The following is a 17,088-nucleotide window of genomic DNA, read 5'->3' on the forward strand; positions in this document are numbered from 1 at the left end:
ATCGCCGTCCTTCCTGCATCCCTACGATCGATATTCATCATGTTCTCTGGAATCATCGCTGCGATTGGACGCATTTGTGCACTGACGCCACGCAACGACGGTAGCCCGACCGTGCGCCTGACTGTCGATGCCGGTCTGCTCAGCCTTGATGATGTCGCGTTGGGCGACTCGATGGCCTGCAACGGTGTCTGCCTGACGGTCGTCGAGAAGCAGGAGCAACGTTTCTTTGTTGACGTCTCGCCGGAAACACTGTCCTGCACCATTGGCCTCAACGCCCCCGGCCCAATCAATCTGGAAAAGGCGTTGCGCCTGGCTGACCGCCTCGGAGGCCACCTCGTCTCCGGTCACGTCGATGGTGTCGGCGAGGTGTTGCGCTTCGATCCCGTTGGCGATAACCGCCTGCTGGAAATCCGCGCGCCGCAGGCTTTGGCCAAGTACATCGCGCGCAAGGGTTCGATCACCGTCAATGGCGTGAGTCTGACCACCAATTCGGTAAGTGGCGCCTGTTTTTCTATCAACCTGATCCCGCACACTCTCGAAGCGACGACGCTTGGTTACCTGCAAACACGCGATCAGGTCAATCTCGAGATTGACCTGATCGCGCGCTACGTTGAACGGATGCTTAGTTGTGACGACGCTGGTATGAGCGCGCCCGCCAGACCGCCATTCAAGTAGTCGACTATGGCCGTCGAGAATTAAGGATCACGGCCAACATAGCTCGTGCTCTTGCTGGGTGGGTAGATACCCGCTGGAACGACAAGTAATCTGTCGCGTGGACACAGCCGACGCTACCCAAACAGGGCACGTCGGCTACTATGCAGAGAACCGGCCCGTCAAGGCCGAAATGGTCGCGTTATGGGCAACTGCATCATGGGGCACCAGCAGGTATTTCCATGGCTTGCCTCCCTGTGCCTGTGAGTACTCGCTGGCATTCTTGCACCACGTTACCGTCGCGTCGGCCTTTGCCTTCACATCCGCGTTATCCATGTCCTTGGCGGCTTTGGTTTCAATGATCAGATTGTGTTCGGCGGTCGCCGCTACGAAGTCCGGCACGTACTCGGGCTGATTGGCACCGGAACGATAATAGATATTGAACTGCCCTGCCACTGGCCGGAACCAGCGTTGGGCATCGCGTTCCAGAACACCGGCCAACACGCGCTCGGTATCAGAATGAAACTTCTGAACCGGGTACGCGCATCTGGAAAAGCCGCCATAGACATACTGCGCGATCTTGCCCTTCTCGGCGGGGGCTTGATGCAGCGGCAAAATATCGCCCTCGGCGGTGAAGGCGCAGGGCTTGAGCGGCGTAAAGCCCTGGCTGATGACGACCTCGGATTCCGAATGATCCTCGAAGTAGTGGTGCGCCATTTGCAGATGAATGTTTTCTGCGATGTTCTTGCCGTAGTTGCCAAGGATGTTGTGCAATTCCTCATCCGTTGCCAGGTAGGACTTGAAGTGCTCAACCGCCTGCCCGGACAACTCGTAGATCAGCTCGGCGTGCTCATCGTAAGAGACGTCGTCGTAGTTGATTAGCTCGCGGACAAGGTAATCCTCCAACCGTGTTTCCAGCACAGCGGACGACTCACCGTAGAGAATCTGCTTGCCGGATTTTAGACCTTGCCCAAGCAGCGCCATGTCCTGCGGCTGGAAATTCATCTTCGATACGTCGAGCTTGAATGCCTTGTAGCCGCTCTTCATCGGGCCTTTCGGGACAACCGAAATACGCGGGATATCGATGGTGTGCTCGACCAGAATCGCCACCGTTTTCTGCACCACCTCAGCGAACGGCAAAGGGGGCGTAGCCAGCAAATCCCCTTGTTTTGGCAACATCCGTTCCTGTACGCGCTGGGTAATTTGCTGCTGGATGTCGGCCTGCGCCAGCGATGCGCTGCTCGGAACAAGGCATTGCCCGCCTTGCTTCTCCCGGCTGATTTCGGCGATCACATCCATGGCGATTTGGGCAATCTGCCGTTCTTCACCGGTGTGCAGCACAATCGTCGGAGCCGAAGTCCCGTATTGCGCACCATTGGCCCCGGCGCTGGGCAATTGCGAGGTGCCCGAAGTGACTGTGCCCAGCATGGCGTTTGCCGTGGGCTGCACCGCAATGCTCTTCAACCTGCTACCACTGCCGGTATCCGGCGTAAGCACCAGCGCCTGCATGCGGATCGGCGAATCACCGCGACCGGCCTCGTCGATAACTTCCTGAAACTTGTCGTGGGCGATGATGTTCAGACGATCCACCACGTCGACGCCGGTCTTGCGGCCGTAGGGCAAACGCAGGCCGCGACCGATGGACTGTTCGATCAGCGTGCGGGCGTTGGCGGCGCGTAGCGGAACGATGGTGTACAGGTTGGTTACGTCCCAGCCTTCTTTCAGCATGTTGACGTGGATCACAATCTCGGTCGGTTCGTCGTAGCTCTCCACCGCCAGCAAGCGCCGGATCATTTCCTCTTCTTCGGCACCGGAACGGCTCGAATCGACCTGAATAACCTTGCCCTTGTAACGGCCAGCGAAGAACTCGTTGGATTCAATCGTTGCCATCAACTGGGCCGCGTGCGTGGTGTCGCGGGCAATCACCAGCATGAAGGGCTTCACCAGCTTTTCTCCGCTCTGCTGCGCGTAGGTCAGTAAATGGACCTTGGTTTCCTCATGCACGCGCACGCCGTCTTGCAGCTTGATGGTCTCCAGCGCACCGGCACTATGGGCGCTCGGGTCGAAGTCTTGCTGGGTGACAACGGCCGGCTCCTTGACGAAACCATCCTCGATGGCACGCGCCAGCGGGTAATCCATCACCACGTTCTTGAACGGCGTCGTCTTGCCGCCGGTACCCTCAACGAAGGGCGTGGCCGTCAGTTCAAGGCCCAGCAAGGGGCGCAACTCGTTCAGCGACCGAATACCCGCACTCGCCCGGTAACGGTGCGACTCGTCCATGATGAGGACCAGATCGTCCAGCCCGGCCAGATACTCGAAGTAGCTTTGCCCAAGGTACTCCGACAGGCGCTTGATCTTCGGCGACTTGCCGCCGCGTACCTCGGAATTGATCTTCGAGATATTGAAGATATTGACCTCGATGCCGCCCAGCAGGCTCAGGCTGCCGCGTTGCTCGTAGTTGTCGCCGGTAATCACCTCGGGCGGCGTGCTGGCGAATTCGGCGATGCCCTTGAATACGTACTTGGGCGAGTTCGGCGAGAAGTCGCCGATCAGCTTGTCGTAGATGGTCAGGTTCGGTGCCAGCACGAAAAAATGCTTGTAGCCGTAGGCCGCATGCAGGTAGCTGATGAACGCCCCCATCAGACGCGTCTTGCCGACGCCGGTGGCCAGCGCGAAACACAGGGACGGGAAGTCGCGCTCGAAGTCGGCCAGCGTCGGAAACTGGCCGGTCAGCGCGTCCTGCATCGCCTTCAATTCTTCCGGCGACCGCGCTTTCGCGTCGCGCAACGCGGGCACCTGATCGCCCGCCCAATGCAAGCGGCGCAGACTTTCGGCTTGTGGCTCGCGCAGACTCAGGCGACCGCTGACCGAGCGAACGATGTTTTCCAGACTCATGCGCCCGCCTTTTTGCGGAGGTCATCCGCCGTTACCCGGACAATTTTCTTCCCTTGCACCACGACAATTGCCGTATCGGTCTGCACCGCTGCCTTGCGTGCCATCGCTGCCGCCCGTTTCATGGCCGCCATCGAGGTCACGAGGTCTTGGTCCTTTGCCTTGCCGAGTTCATGCCGGGTCATTATCGTTCTCCCCATTCAATCATTACGGGTTCGTCGCCCGAGTTGTCGTACAGCGCCCAGGCATCCACCGCCGCACGGTAGTCACGCTCAAAGTTGGCCTTGCCGGCAGCAAAGCGCCGCCGAATCACCGGTTCCGGGATGTTGTGTCCGCCCTGCTGCACCCGCTCGGCCACGCGGGCAATCGCCACTTCGGCGGAGGGCAGGCCAAGAAAAAACAGGCTGACGTGATAACCGGCCTGCTGCCATTCGCGGATATGGCGCAGATACGCCACGCCCGAAAGCGTGGTTTCAAAGGCGAAACTCTCGCCCTTGGCCGCGCAAGCCGCAATCTCCTGCAACATCAAACGCCCCGCCTTCACTGCCGCCGACTCCGGCGCAAACGGCGACAAACCGGCGGCAATCAGATCGGCGTTGATGAAGTGCGGGCACTGCGCCTCTTCAGGCAGGAAAGCACGGGCGAAGGTGGTTTTCCCCGCCCCATTCGGACCAGCGATGATGATGATTTTTTTGCTCATCACCGCCCCTTTACCCGGCAAACTTGTAAGAATGGCTTACAAGTTGCGTCTTCCGTTTGGTAGAGCAGAACCTCCCCGGCTGGCTGAATATCGCTCATTCGTCGCCCCCGTCAAAGAGGCCCGCTTGACCAGCGTCGACCGATTTTGCGCTTTTGCGTCCACTTGATGCAGGCGCAGCCGCAGTTACAGCCAGTTCGGGCGGAGACGCCATCGGCAGATTTTCGACGTTCAGGCTGTAATCGTCGTGACCCCACTCGCAGCGGGACAAGACCATCTTGGGAATCTTCTTTACGGTGAGGTTCGGGAAGCGGTTGGCATCACCCCGGAAGGCTGAACAGCAGACTAGCAGGCTGCGCTCTTCGCCGACTTCCTCGCTCAAGGCTTGCAACTGTTCTGGCATTAGGCTTTGCGTAGTGACGTAGATGAAATCGTTCTCGGTGCTTTTGCCGTGTTGCCAGTAGTGCGCGTCGCTGGGCGCGTAGGTGAAGCCCTCCAGCTTGCAGATCGCCGCCGCCAGCATTTCGGCGTTGTAGTCCTTGTTGATGATCCACTGGCCCCAGCGGTCTTGCTGCAACAGGCTGGGCGCGAGGCAGTAGTAGCGGAAGCCGCCGCCACCTTTCCAGTTCACTGCTTGGCTGATGCCACCTTGGTCGTCACCGTCGATGACTTTTTTCAGGCGCGGAATGATGTGCGTATGGCAGTGCTCGCCCAACTCGATCATGATCCAGCGGCGACCCATTTTGTGGGCGACAGCGCCGGTGGTGCCGGAACCGGCGAAGGAGTCGAGGACGAGGTCGCTGGGGTTCGTAGCAATGTGAATAATTCGTTGCAACAATCGTTCAGGCTTCGGGGTATCAAACGCCTTTTCCTTACCAAATAGCTCGTGCATTTCTTTTTTTGCTTCGTCGGTATGCCCTGCCTCTTCGTGAGGCCACCAAGTATTTGGAACGATAGCTGCAGCATCTTTAAGGTACTGCTTGAACGAAGGAACACCGTCTCCAGACTTCCCGAAATACGCCAAACCTGTTTCAACAATTTCAAGCCATTGATCCTCCGTTCGAGACCAGCATCGGCCTGGGGGCGGCAGCCTGACCTTGCCCGTCGGGGTCGTGATCGGATAAGTAAGATTTGGCCGCAAGTTTGGCGCGTCCCAAGGAATAGCTCGCCACGGACCGTTCATGTCCTTGTCAAGATTCTTGTATTGCCCAGCTTGCTCTTCGGTACGAGTAAGCCTATTTCTGATCTTTTTCCATTTATCTGGATTTTGTGCGTACACCAGGATCGAGTTGTGCGAAAGAGACAAGCTAGCGTCATTCGATCTGGAGTACCTGTTCTGCCACACAACATTGGCTACGAAAGTCCGCCGTCCAAATACCTCGTCACATAGCACCTTGAGGTAATGCGCCTCGTTGTCATCAATGGTGATCCACAGAGAACCGTCTTCGGACAACAGGCGCCGAATGATCTCCAGCCGATCCCGAATCAGTGACAACCAGATCGAATGCTCGACGCCGTCGTCGTAGTGGGTGAACGCACTACCTGTGTTGTACGGCGGATCAATGAATACGCACTTCACCTTGCCGGCGTAGTCCTGCTCCAAAGCCTTCAATGCCAATAGGTTGTCACCAAAGATCAGCTGGTTATCGAAAAGGTCAGTGCTGGTGACACGGTGTTTCGCGTGATAACTCATCGAAGGATCGCCCAACAAAATGCGTGGCTCCACCTTCGGCCTCACATCTTTGCCAATCCAGGTGAGTTCGAGTTTTTGTTTTTTCATGCTGTCTGTCCCTTGCCGCTATACCCTGCACGTATGGCCATCCATCACAACACCACCGGCTTGGCGCGCTTTGCGACTGCGACAATCGCATCAAGTTTCTCGACCACTTCTTGATCGATTTGGTGTTTCGATAAAAAGCCCGCAAGCAGGTGATAATCGCGCTTACGGAAGGACAATGGCAGGCCGATCTCCTTGAAGAAAAGCCTAAAAACGCGGTCAAAGACTTCGTCTGTGGCTTTTACATCTGACGACCAGGGTGATTTTTCGTCTATCTCCAGAAGGTGTGTGACTTCGGCAATGGCTTTTTCCATTGCCTGCTGGCGTATTGTACGGTCGGTAACGCCAAAGAGGTCATCTGCCACATCATGGACAGCCCACGCATACAGTACCTCTTGAGCACAGAAATAATTCTCGATTTCCCGCTTTGCCCACATAACTTCATTCAGATTTTCGTTGGGCTGAAGCGTACGGTCGAGGCGGTCAAATATGGCAATACCAACCAAGTCGCTCTTGGCTTCGCGCAGCCCATTAAAGTGATCACGAGATTTTTGCGGCAAGTTGGTTGTGACATAGTGAACAAACGGCATTTCCAGACAGTCTTGAGCAGGGTGCCCCAAAATTCTGGCGAACGCCTTGAGAACCGCCAGGTCCGTTGAGTCTTCGACATACAACACCCAGCCCGTCTCTTCCGCCTGATAGTATTGATCCCAGCCCAAGTCCGTCAGGGCTTTCATGACTTGGCTGCCACGGTCATTCAACAAATGTGGTTTGCCAACAAATGCTACTACCATGCCGCGATTTGCCGCTTCAGCAAGGACAACTTCAGAATGACTGGCAGCGATGATTTGTGAACCTTTCGTGTCAGCAAGATCATTGATCAGTTGATAAGTTTGGCGTTGGCGCAATACCTCAAGATGGGCATCGGGTTCATCGAGCAATAGCACGGTGCGTGGATTGGCATAGAGGTGTGCAAGAATCAGCAAGGTTTGCTGCAAACCCCTGCCCGAGGATGAAATGTCAAGACGAGCACCCGACTTTTCCTCGTACTGCATGACAATCTCACTACGTTCAGCGATGAACTTCGGGTTGAGCAATTTCACCCCGAACAGGCGAGACAACTGCTCCGCGACCTCGACCCAATCATTAGACGGCCTGGTATTTTCCTCGCCTGGCCAACACACCCGGTAACACAAATTTCGCAGTACTTGCGCCGTCTGGCCTTGACCGATCAAGACACCAATTTCTCCTGGCTGCTTTATGAATTCTCGGTCAGTTAATCCAGACATTGGTGGCAGCAAGGCCACCTTTACCCTTGTCGCCAATTCGGGAATTGCCATACGCTCCGGCTGGCTGGCATCGTCAAGCCTGAGCGGGCGACAATAGAAAGACTCCTCGTTTGCATAATCGAACTCAAGCCCGCATGTCCAGGCTCGGTCGTCACTGATGCCCTCGACCAAGATGTCAACGCGAATGTTCTGCGTCTTTTGCTTTCCTTCCCGCCGTTCCAAATTTCGGACATGCAGGTCGCGCCAGAGAAGATTAGCCGTCGGGACGGGAAGCGCCACCAAATCACGCCGGTTAATTGCCACGCCTTGGCGCTGAAGCGCGGTTGGTTTCCCCTGGCGTTTTTCCGTCCAGCGACGTAACCCCAACTCCCATAGGGCAAGCGCCTGGAGTGCGGTAGTCTTCCCGGAGTTATTTGGGCCAATGAGCACAACCGATTTACCCAGATCAACTTCTGCGTCTTCAAACCGTTTGAAGTTCTTTATAGTTAATTTAGTTAACATTCCCATCCCCTTCGTTACTTAAGACAAGCAAACTCAACACCTCAATTTGCTTCCGTGTTGCTTCGATCAGAGGCGCTGCGAGCGATTCCGTAAGTCGGATTTCGGTCTTGCAGTTCGGGCCGGTGATGGGGGGGTCGGTCATGTCTCATCCTTTTTTGGTTTTGTTGCCGCTTTTCCACTTCCTTGATGTGCTCTGCCGGCGGAATCTGCTCGGGCGGGGTGCCGCCGATGCGCTTGATGGCGTCGCGGACTTCCTTGCCGACCTGCTCGTGGGTCTGGATCGCTTGTGACTGATTGCGAATCCCGTCGCGTGCGAGCTTGTCTCGCGTTTGGGTCATGCGGAACTGATTGGCGGCCAGTTCGGTGGCGTTCATCCGGTCCAGCAGGTTGTCTTTTTCGGGGATGGCTTTGCGCGCCTTGATGGCTGCGCCGCCCAAACCACCGTACAAGCCTTTGTATCCGGCATCATGGAACACGCCGAACATCTTGCTTTGGACGCCAGCGTCTTGCGCCGCGCCGGAAAGGGCCTTGAATTCCTCGCTGGTTTGCTTACGCAGTTCCAGCCGTTCCATGTCGGCAGCAGCCTGGTCGCCAAGCTCTTGCCGGCGGGCCTGAATAGCGAAGTATTTCTGGGCGTTGGCGATTTCCGGTTTGCGGGGGTCGCCGTTCTGGGCAATGAGGTAACAGGCGAAGCGGGAGAGGTGATAATCCTCCACGACTTGAACCGCCCCTTTGCCGCCTGTGATCGGTTTGCCGGCGCCGGCAAAGTGATGCTCGGCACTGTTTCCAGAGGTTTCGCAGGAAGTCATAGCCCGCTTGACGGCATCCTCAAACCGACGCCACTGGCTATATCCGAGCATGGGCTGCAAGTCGCGAGCGCTCCAGTATTCGGCGCCATGCTCGTTGCTTTGCTTGAGTTCCTCAAAGGTTTTTACGCCACTTACTGGTAATTGTTTGTCCATCAAACGACCTCCCATTCCGCGGAAAACAGCCGGCTTGTAGCGATTTGCTGTTTCAGTTGTGTTTCAAGTTCATCGATCAGGCTATCCCGACGCCTTTGAATTTCGTCCTGCCGGGTAAATAGCTCACGGCGCTTACGGTCGCGCTGAGCTTCAATGTCTCGCTGCTCCTTCTGGGCTTGCAGCTTGTCGGCGAGCGTTGCGGCACCCTTGCTCTTGGTTCGGGCTTCTTTGTAAGGCTGCGCGATTCCAGGTCAGTAATGATGCGGGCTTTTTGCTGGTCGATTTCTTGCTGCAAAGGGGCGGGAATTGCCACATTTGCTGCTGCAAAATACAGCCCATCCGGTTGCGCAGGATCGCCATCGACACGCAGTAACGTTTCGGCATAGCCGGACAAGTCTTGGTCATTCGGCATACCCATCAGTCTTGGCCCTCGACTTTGCTTTCGCCAGCGCCACCAGACTTTACCCACGTATCAACTTCCACCCGCTGGAACTTCCAGAACCGGCCCACGCGATGCGCAGGCATGCCTTTCTTGGCAATCCATGCATAGACGGTGTCCTTGCTGATGCCGAGGTGTTCAGCAATCTCTTCAACCGACAACCAGCGGTCTGTCATGGCGGAGTTTTCCATTGGAGCATTTGAGTGGTTCAAGGGCATAACTATGACACAGCGCCTGACCCGTGCACACCTGATTAGACCGGTTTTGATCGGAGTAGCATATATTCATGAGGCACTGGAGAACTCGGCCTGAAGCTTCTCAACCAAGCCAACTGGCAGAGCCTTGCAGACCACGGGTATCGCAATGCAAGCAGCGTTGCTTGAACCGTGGCGAAGGGGCTTGCCACTGCGATTTTTTCAATCTGAAAATGCTGGCCCAGTGACGCAATCTAGATGGTTCCATCAAGGCCACGACGAAACGTCAGTTGGTAGTCATGGCCGGATTTGAAGCGGAAAAGCAGCGACCACGCGAGGCTTTCATCTGCATTTGAGGCGACCACAGTTGCCGACTCCAGCCGTGCGCCCAGAATGCGGAGTTCGTAATACTGAACATCGAGCACACGCTAACCTTGGAGCGCCTCAAATGGCAGCATGAGGCGCGTCAATGGACGTTCAAGGCGGTGGTGGATCGCTTGTCGGCCATTCGGTTTCAGCGGGTAAAAATTGCCAATACCGAGTTCGATCAAGTGACCCAGCCCGACAACGATCAACAGCGTATCCTCGATTTGCTGGGCGTTAAGCTCTAATTCCCTGTAGCCATCCTCATGAAACAGTAAAATCGCTGTAACCAAGCGGTATCAAGGCGTTTGGCTTGTAGGGGTAAACAAAGCGCGGTTAGAACAAATTTACCCCGTTGTGGCATCTTGGAGCCTTGAAAAACCTGCCATCAACCTATTGATCACCCCTATAATCGTCGGCTTATCGATAGGAAGCGTTGTTCATGGGCCGATTGATTTCTTACGAGCATGGCATTTATGCCTTCGATTCCGGCTATGTTCGACCACTTCTGGCGTCGGTCCATCTGATTGTCGAAAATGGGCGTGCCGCCTTCGTCGATACTGGGAGCAATGAGTCGCTGCCTGCTGCACTGAAAGCGCTTGATCAGATCGGTCTTTCTGTCAACAGTGTCGACTACGTCATCCTCACACATATTCATCTCGATCATGCTGGCGGAGCGGGGGCGATGATGCAGGCGTTTCCACACGCACGCTTGGTGGTCCACCCGCGCGGTGCGCGGCACATGGCTGACCCGTCCAAATTGATCGAAGGTGCCTCGGCCGTCTACGGCGCTGATGAGGTACGCCGCCTGTATGGCGAGGTGTTGCCGATCGCCGCCAGTCGCATCATCGAGGCGACGCATGAGCTGAAAATTGATCTGGCCGGCCGGGAATTCCTCTGCCTTGATACGCCAGGGCATGCCCGGCATCACATCTGCATTGTCGACGGCAAGAGCGGGCATCTATTTACCGGCGATACCTTCGGGCTTTCCTATCGAGAACTTGATACTGCGGGCCGTCAGTTCATCTTTCCGACAACAACCCCCATCCAGTTTGACCCGGAAGCCCTGCACGCATCGATTGATCTGATCACGAGCTATCGACCTGAGGCGGTGTACCTGACCCATTTCAGCCAGGTCAAGAATGTCCCTGAAAAAGCGCTTCAGTTGCATCGGCTGATCGAAGCGCACCTTGCAATCGCCCGGCGTGAGAAAAAGACAGGTCAGGAAAGGCATTCGCGCATTCGTTCCGGACTCGCTGAACTGCTCCTCACCGAGACTAAGCTTTTTGGCTGCCCGTTGCCTCCCGCTGACATTCTGGAAATCTTTGCCACCGACCTCGATCTGAATGCGCAGGGGCTGGCCGTATGGGTGGATACTGAGAAATGAGCGAGAAATAATCGCGCCTCAGCTTGTTTTCCCGTCGACCGCCAGATGCCTGAGTATTTCGCTGGCGGCGAACAGCCCGAACGATGCCGTGACACACACCACTGAGCCGTAACCCGCACAGTTTAGCCCAGTCAGGGTTGGTGGCTCGTCGCAGGCCGTAGCGCTTTCCGGGTAGCGTAAGGGCTCGCTCGAAAACACGGCCGGGACGCCGAAATTCTTTTTCATATCGCGCGTAAAGCCATACTCCTTGCGTAGAAGAGAGCGTACCTTCGCTAGCAGCGGATCCTGGATGGTGCGTGCCAGATCGGCAATCTCGATACGTGTCGGGTCGATCTGGCCGCCAGCACCGCCGACGGTGATCAGCGGAATTTCGCGCGCTTTGCACCAGGCAATCATTGCCGCCTTGGTGCGCGCCTGATCGATGGCATCTACCACGTAGTCAAAGTTCTTGTCGAACAACTGATCCAGATTGTCCGGCGAAACGAAATCCTCAATGCAGTCGACCCGGCAATGCGGATTGATTGCCAGAATGCGTTCCGCCATGGCGTCGGTCTTGGCTTTGCCGTAGGCATTGTCGAGCGCTTGGATCTGACGATTGACGTTTGATTCGGCCACCATGTCGAGGTCAATCAGCGTGATCTTACCGATGGCGGAACGGGCCAGGGCTTCCGCCGCCCACGAACCAACACCGCCGATGCCGACAACACAGACATGGGCGCCCTGAAAGCGTTGCCAGGCATCGGCACCGTAAAGCCTTTTGATGCCGCCAAAGCGCCGTGCCAGATCAGCGCCATGATCCTCCGGGGTCATCGGGCTTCAACGGTGCGGCGGATGACTTGGTTAAAAGGTTCAATCCACTCCGGAGCAAACTGCTTGTCACAGGCATTGATCTCGGCAATGGCGCGTAAGACCGAACGGTTTCTGCCGCGGTTGATATGCTTGAGCATGACCGCCTCAAAAGCGTCGGCAATCGCCATGATCTTTGCGCCGTCGCTAATCTGATTCTCCATGAGGCCGGCAGGATAACCCGCACCATCGGGCATTTCATGGTGCTGCGCGACTATTTCGGCGGCTTCGTTCCAGCCGTCCATGCGCGAGAGGATGCCGGCGGCGTAAGTCGGGTGCGTGTGCAGAGCCTGTTTTTCATCCTCGCTCATGCGCTCTAGCTTCAACCATATCGATTCCGGCAGAAACATCATGCCGATGTCGTGCAGATAGACGGCCGCTTCGAGTTGCATCGGATCAACCGCCTTATCCATCACCTGGTTGGTTTCCAGGCTCAGGCGCAGCAGACGCATGGTGCGGCCCTTGAAAAGCAGCGAACGCGCTTCAAGCTGATCGGCCAGGGTACGGAAGAAACGAAGGTCGTCTGCCGCCTGCGATTTTGATTTGCTGGAAATCGACGAGGCGCGCCCGCGTATCAAATTGGAGGTTTCGGCGGCTGGGCGAAATCCGGTGACTGCTTCAATCAACTCACAGGCACACTCGTCCATATCGGGGGCAGTGGCCAGCGCAAGTTTTTCAAGCCCCTGCACCAGCACCTTCAGGCGCAGGGTGTCCAGAGATTTTCCAGCAAACAGGCCGTCAGCCGCCAATTCCAGGCGGTCGATCGCCAGCAGAACCGCTTCGGCAAGGATGTCGCTGAACACGATTTCGTCGTTGCGAAATCGCGCAAGTACCGTTTCGATCGGATGAACAATGGTGACAGCCAGCTCAACCTTGCAAATCGTGGCGTCGCCCTTGATGTTGTGTATTGCACGAAAAAGGCTGCTGATGACTTCGCGGTCGCCTGGCGTGCTCTTGAGCCGGGCAATATCCCGCTCGACAGTTGGCGCAATGTCGCTCAAGGATTCAATGAATTCTTGCAGGGCTTCCCTGTCCATCGTCACGGGTTCAGTGATAGCGTGCGTTGCCATGATCCCTCCCGCCAGCGTTTTGTCGTGCGGCAAGTTTAGCCGAAAGCCGGGTCAATGGTTGGCGCATCCGCTTTTCGCAGCGACGATGCGCGTTAAACTGGTCGCATCGGCCGTGCTGGTCTACACTCCACGTCTTGGATTCATTGGGGAATGTTTATGTCCATCACGACAACCGAATCAGGTTTGCAGATTGAAGAAATCCAACTGGGCGATGGCGACAGCGCCTCAACTGGCCAATTTGTGAGTGTTCACTACACCGGCTGGCTGGTAAACGGCAGCAAATTCGATTCGAGCAAAGATCGCGACGAACCCTTCGAGTTTCCACTTGGTCAGCACAATGTCATCGCTGGATGGGATGAAGGCGTGCAGGGCATGCGTGTCGGAGGCGTGCGCAAACTGACCATTCCGCCACAGCTTGGCTACGGCGCCCGTGGCGCGGGCGGCGTGATTCCGCCGAATGCCACGCTGGTATTCGAAGTGGAACTTCTCGACATTCTCTGAGCGATGGCCGCTAAGCCACTGCGCGGTGGCGCATCCAAGGGCATACGCCGGCCGGCCGTCGAGGTCGCGATTCGCCCGCCGCCAAGCGGTGTGCGAATCTCCAAATTGATGGCCGAACGCGGCCTGTGTTCACGGCGCGAGGCCGACGTCTACATTGAGCGGGGCTGGGTTTTCGTCGATGGCGAGCGCCTCACCGAGTTGGGAACGCGCGCAGACCCAGCGGTCAGGATAACGCTGGACAAGGGGGCGCGCGCGGCACAGCAACGGCAGATGACGATCCTGTTGCACAAACCGGTCGGCTATGTTTCGGGGCAGCCGGAACCGGGCTTCAAGCCCGCCGTCACCCTGGTCTTGCCCGAAAATCAATACCGCACGCCCGACACACCGATCTTTCATGCCTCCCACCTCAAGGGACTGGCCCCAGCCGGGCGGCTGGATATTGATTCGACCGGCCTGTTGGTGCTAACGCAGGACGGCCGTGTGGCGCGGCACTTAATCGGCGAGAACTCGACCGTCGATAAGGAGTATCTGGTGCGCATCGAAGGCCGGCTCGACGCAAAGGGATTAGCGCTCCTCAACCACGGCCTCAGTCTCGATAACCGTAAGCTCAAGCCGGCCAAGGTTGAGTGGCTCAACGAGGATCAGTTGCGTTTTGTTCTTCACGAGGGGCGCAAGCGGCAGATTCGGCGCATGTGCGAACTGGTCGGGCTGCGCGCCGTCGGACTCAAGCGGGTTCGTATTGGCAAGGTGAAGCTGGGCGATCTGCCGCTTGGGCAGTGGCGCTTCCTGCGCGACGATGAAACGTTCTGAGCTTAAGTTCGCTCACTTATGATCACTTCAACGTTCGCCCTAGCCTGTCGCAATCTTGCGCGCCACACCCGGCGCACGGCGGTGTGCATTGGCGCCATAGGCTTTGGCGTCGTCGCCCTGATACTTGCCGGCGGGTTCGCCGAGTGGATGATCTGGATGGAGCGGGAGTCGACCATTCACTCGCGCCTTGGGCATCTGCAGATCGTCAAACACGGCTATTACGAACATGGTGTCGCTGATCCCCATGCCTATCTGTTCGGCGATCAGGTAGTCGACACGCAGCGGATCATCGCGCTACCGCACGTCAAGACGGTCACTCCGCGGCTGGCTTTCTCTGGCCTCATTTCCAGGGGCGACACCACCTTGGGCTTTCTTGGCGAGGGGGTCGCGCCGGAAACGGAAGCGGAAGTCTCAAAGGAAGTTATAGTCCATGCCGGCCAGCCGCTGGCGAGCAGCGATCCGACCGGCATCATTCTTGGCAAGGGCCTTGCTGCAAGCCTTGGCGCCGAGCCGGGAATGACCGTGGTACTCCTGTCCACCATGCAAAGTGGCGGCATTTCAGCGGTAGAGGCGCAGGTACGAGGCATCTTTCATACCGCCGTCAAGGCGTTTGACGACGCCGCGCTGCGCGTGCCGATTCCGCTTGCGCGCAAGCTGATGAAGGCCGATGGCACGCATCAACTGATCGTTCTGCTCAATGAGACCGAGCGAACCGACGAGACTCTGAAAAAATTACGTGCCCTGGTCAACGAGAATAAGACCGGCTTGCAGGTGACGCCGTGGATCGACCTCGCTGATTTCTACAAGGCGGTGGTCGAGCTGTTCGCATCGCAGACCGGATTCGTTCGCATGATTATCGCCATCATCATCATCATGAGCATGTCCAACGCGCTGATGACGAGCATCAGGGAACGGACCAGCGAAATCGGGACGATGATGGCAATCGGCTTCCGCAGGCGTGAGGTGATGCAACTGTTTATGTGCGAGGGAGTCATCATGGGCCTGATCGGCGGGGCGCTGGGGACGCTGCTCGGCTATTTTCTGGCGCTGCTCATCTCGGCGCAGGGCATCCCGATGCCACCGGCACCCGGTATGGATCAAGGATTCGACGCGCAGATTCGGGTGACCGGCGCTCTGGCCTTGAGCGGCTTCCTGCTGGCCGTCGTTTCCGCACTCCTTGCCAGCCTGTACCCGGCGTGGAAAGCATCAAGGCTACAGATCGTTGACGCCCTGCGCCGTGCGCTATAGGAGATAAATATGCCGTTCGAATTGATGACCCTGCGTTGCAGCTTGCGCAATCTGTTGCGTCAGAAAGGTCGCACCGGGATGACGCTGGCCTCGATCGTATTTGGCGTCGTCGGCCTGATTGTTTCGGGCGGCTTCGTCGAGGATATCTTCATCCAGTTGCGTGAGGCCACCATCCATTCGCGCTTCGGCCATCTGCAAATCTATAAGGAAGGCTTCTACGCCAACGGCGTCAAGGAACCCTACGACTACCTGATCGCCAAACCGGATGCCGTCAAGATCAGCGTAGCGGCCGTTCCCGGCGTGCTCGATTCGATGCTGCGGCTCAATTTCTCGGGCCTGCTGAACAACGGCAAGTCCGAGTTGCCGATCCTTGGCGAAGGCGTCGAAGCCGACAAGGAGGCGAAACTCGGCAGTCACCTCTCCCTGATTGCCGGGCGCCAACTTGCCGACAATGATGCCAACGGCATGTTGATCGGTGAAGGCGTGGCGACATCACTGGGAATCGGCGTCGGCACTTTCGTTACGATCCTTGCCAATACTCCCGAGGGCGCGTTAAACAGCCTGGAGTTCAAGGTCGTCGGGATTTTCCGCACCTACGCCAAGGATTTCGATGCGCGTGCCGTCCGCGTTTCCCTTGCTGTGGCGCAAGAGTTGCTCGGCGTAGAGGGCGCTCACGCCGTCGTCGTATCGCTTGACCAGACCTTGAGCACCGACCGGGTGGCGGCGACATTGCGAGCTGGCCTCAGCAAGAGCGGCTTCGAGGTCAAGACCTGGTTCGAGCTCGACGATTTTTACGCCAATACGGTTGCCCTGTACCAGACCCAGTTGGGTGTCCTGCAATTCATCATTCTCGTCGTTGTGCTGCTAAGCGTCGCCAACAGCGTCAACATGACGGCTTACGAACGCGTCGGCGAGTACGGTACGCTCAAGGCACTGGGCAGTCGAAACCGGCAGATTTCGCTCATGATCATTCTCGAAAACACGCTCCTCGGCCTGATTGGGGCAAGCCTTGGCCTCATTCTCGGCACCCTGCTGGCCCTGGTCCTATCGGCGATTGGCCTTGAGATGCCACCACCGCCAAACTCGAACGTCGGCTATACGGCTCACATTCGCCTCGTTCCGGGCGTTCTGCTACTGTCGTTCGCGGTTGGCTTTTTCGCCACCGTACTGTCTTCGCTGCTACCGGCGCGTGGCGTTGCGCGTATCCCGGTAGTCGATGCGCTACGGCAGAATATCTAGCAGCCTGTCGGGCTTGATGGGTCGAAGCGAAAAATGTGGGAGACGAGCGCAGTTTTGCACGGGTTTCAAGCGAATAGTCGTTCTATTCGCGCAGAAACACGGGCGAAAATGAGCCGTCCTCCCACATTTTGCAGCCGACCTGGTCAAGTCCGACAGGCTGCTAGTCTTACTGTGTCACATGGCATGATTGCCTGCTCCACAGCACGGACAGCGCTGAAGTTT

The 17,088-nt window shown here is 57.1% G+C and carries 18 protein-coding genes; 7 read left to right on the forward strand and 11 right to left on the reverse strand.

Annotated elements, in window-relative coordinates; all coding sequences use genetic code 11:
* Nucleotides 1-39: 39 nt before the first annotated feature.
* The gene (locus Q1J43_RS15325; RefSeq protein WP_301103379.1) at nt 40-675 is read left to right on the forward strand and encodes a riboflavin synthase; all 636 of its coding nucleotides are present in this window, start codon (nt 40-42) and stop codon (nt 673-675) included.
* A 138-nt stretch (nt 676-813) separates the two neighbouring features.
* On the opposite strand, the gene Q1J43_RS15330 is transcribed toward Q1J43_RS15325, so the two are convergent.
* From Q1J43_RS15330 to Q1J43_RS15370, 9 genes are all read right to left on the reverse strand, one after another.
* A complete protein-coding gene (locus Q1J43_RS15330) occupies nt 814-3,546 on the reverse strand; it encodes a DEAD/DEAH box helicase family protein (RefSeq protein ID WP_301103380.1) in 2,733 nt (910 codons plus the stop codon).
* A complete protein-coding gene (locus tag Q1J43_RS15335) occupies nt 3,543-3,728 on the reverse strand; it encodes a hypothetical protein (RefSeq protein ID WP_301103381.1) in 186 nt (61 codons plus the stop codon). The genes Q1J43_RS15330 and Q1J43_RS15335 overlap by 4 nt, the downstream gene beginning before the upstream one ends.
* Nucleotides 3,728-4,243, reverse strand: a complete 516-nt coding sequence (locus tag Q1J43_RS15340) for a zeta toxin family protein (protein ID WP_301103382.1) — start codon at nt 4,241-4,243, stop codon at nt 3,728-3,730. The genes Q1J43_RS15335 and Q1J43_RS15340 overlap by 1 nt, the downstream gene beginning before the upstream one ends.
* A gap of 94 nt (nt 4,244-4,337) precedes the next feature.
* On the reverse strand, nt 4,338-6,020 hold the full coding sequence (locus Q1J43_RS15345; RefSeq protein ID WP_301103383.1) for a site-specific DNA-methyltransferase: 1,683 nt from the start codon (nt 6,018-6,020) through the stop codon (nt 4,338-4,340).
* Between the two features lie 44 nt (nt 6,021-6,064).
* A complete protein-coding gene (locus Q1J43_RS15350; protein ID WP_301103384.1) occupies nt 6,065-7,807 on the reverse strand; it encodes an ATP-binding protein in 1,743 nt (580 codons plus the stop codon).
* Between the two features lie 41 nt (nt 7,808-7,848).
* A complete protein-coding gene (dinD, locus tag Q1J43_RS15355) occupies nt 7,849-8,769 on the reverse strand; it encodes a DNA damage-inducible protein D (protein WP_301103397.1) in 921 nt (306 codons plus the stop codon).
* Between the two features lie 76 nt (nt 8,770-8,845).
* Nucleotides 8,846-9,187, reverse strand: a complete 342-nt coding sequence (locus Q1J43_RS15360; protein WP_301103385.1) for a hypothetical protein — start codon at nt 9,185-9,187, stop codon at nt 8,846-8,848.
* Nucleotides 9,187-9,384 carry a helix-turn-helix domain-containing protein gene (locus Q1J43_RS15365; protein ID WP_301103386.1) on the reverse strand — a complete coding sequence of 66 codons (198 nt, stop codon included), beginning with the start codon at nt 9,382-9,384 and terminating at the stop codon, nt 9,187-9,189. Before Q1J43_RS15365 ends, Q1J43_RS15360 begins: the two co-directional genes overlap by 1 nt.
* Nucleotides 9,385-9,656: 272 nt before the next feature.
* Nucleotides 9,657-9,827: a hypothetical protein gene (locus Q1J43_RS15370; RefSeq protein WP_301103387.1), complete on the reverse strand. Its 171-nt coding sequence runs from the start codon at nt 9,825-9,827 to the stop codon at nt 9,657-9,659.
* 9 nt (nt 9,828-9,836) lie between these two features.
* Here Q1J43_RS15370 and Q1J43_RS15375 point away from each other — a divergent pair, with 9 nt between their 5' ends.
* Together Q1J43_RS15375 and Q1J43_RS15380 are read left to right on the forward strand one after the other, a co-directional pair.
* Entirely contained in the window at nt 9,837-10,013 is a 177-nt protein-coding gene (locus Q1J43_RS15375; protein ID WP_301103388.1) for a hypothetical protein, read from the forward strand.
* 194 nt (nt 10,014-10,207) lie between these two features.
* Complete coding sequence (locus Q1J43_RS15380) at nt 10,208-11,152, forward strand: MBL fold metallo-hydrolase (RefSeq protein WP_301103389.1); 945 nt, start codon at nt 10,208-10,210, stop codon at nt 11,150-11,152.
* Between the two features lie 18 nt (nt 11,153-11,170).
* Here the strand turns inward: Q1J43_RS15380 and tcdA are convergent, their stop codons facing one another.
* Both tcdA and Q1J43_RS15390 read right to left on the reverse strand, forming a co-directional pair.
* Complete coding sequence (tcdA, locus tag Q1J43_RS15385; protein WP_301103390.1) at nt 11,171-11,962, reverse strand: tRNA cyclic N6-threonylcarbamoyladenosine(37) synthase TcdA; 792 nt, start codon at nt 11,960-11,962, stop codon at nt 11,171-11,173.
* Complete coding sequence (locus Q1J43_RS15390) at nt 11,959-13,068, reverse strand: HD domain-containing phosphohydrolase (RefSeq protein ID WP_301103391.1); 1,110 nt, start codon at nt 13,066-13,068, stop codon at nt 11,959-11,961. The genes tcdA and Q1J43_RS15390 overlap by 4 nt, the downstream gene beginning before the upstream one ends.
* A gap of 156 nt (nt 13,069-13,224) precedes the next feature.
* On the opposite strand from Q1J43_RS15390, the gene Q1J43_RS15395 reads away from it, so the two are divergent.
* From Q1J43_RS15395 to Q1J43_RS15410, 4 genes are read left to right on the forward strand one after another with little or no spacing between them, the layout of a single operon-like run.
* On the forward strand, nt 13,225-13,569 hold the full coding sequence (locus Q1J43_RS15395) for an FKBP-type peptidyl-prolyl cis-trans isomerase (protein WP_301103392.1): 345 nt from the start codon (nt 13,225-13,227) through the stop codon (nt 13,567-13,569).
* A gap of 3 nt (nt 13,570-13,572) precedes the next feature.
* On the forward strand, nt 13,573-14,379 hold the full coding sequence (locus tag Q1J43_RS15400; RefSeq protein WP_301103393.1) for a pseudouridine synthase: 807 nt from the start codon (nt 13,573-13,575) through the stop codon (nt 14,377-14,379).
* A gap of 18 nt (nt 14,380-14,397) precedes the next feature.
* Entirely contained in the window at nt 14,398-15,627 is a 1,230-nt protein-coding gene (locus Q1J43_RS15405; RefSeq protein WP_301103394.1) for an FtsX-like permease family protein, read from the forward strand.
* A 9-nt stretch (nt 15,628-15,636) separates the two neighbouring features.
* The gene (locus tag Q1J43_RS15410) at nt 15,637-16,866 is read left to right on the forward strand and encodes an FtsX-like permease family protein (protein WP_301103395.1); all 1,230 of its coding nucleotides are present in this window, start codon (nt 15,637-15,639) and stop codon (nt 16,864-16,866) included.
* The last annotated feature ends 222 nt before the right edge of the window (nt 16,867-17,088 follow it).

This window comes from Propionivibrio sp. (assembly GCF_029255185.1).
Taxonomy (GTDB): Bacteria; Pseudomonadota; Gammaproteobacteria; order Burkholderiales; family Rhodocyclaceae; genus Propionivibrio.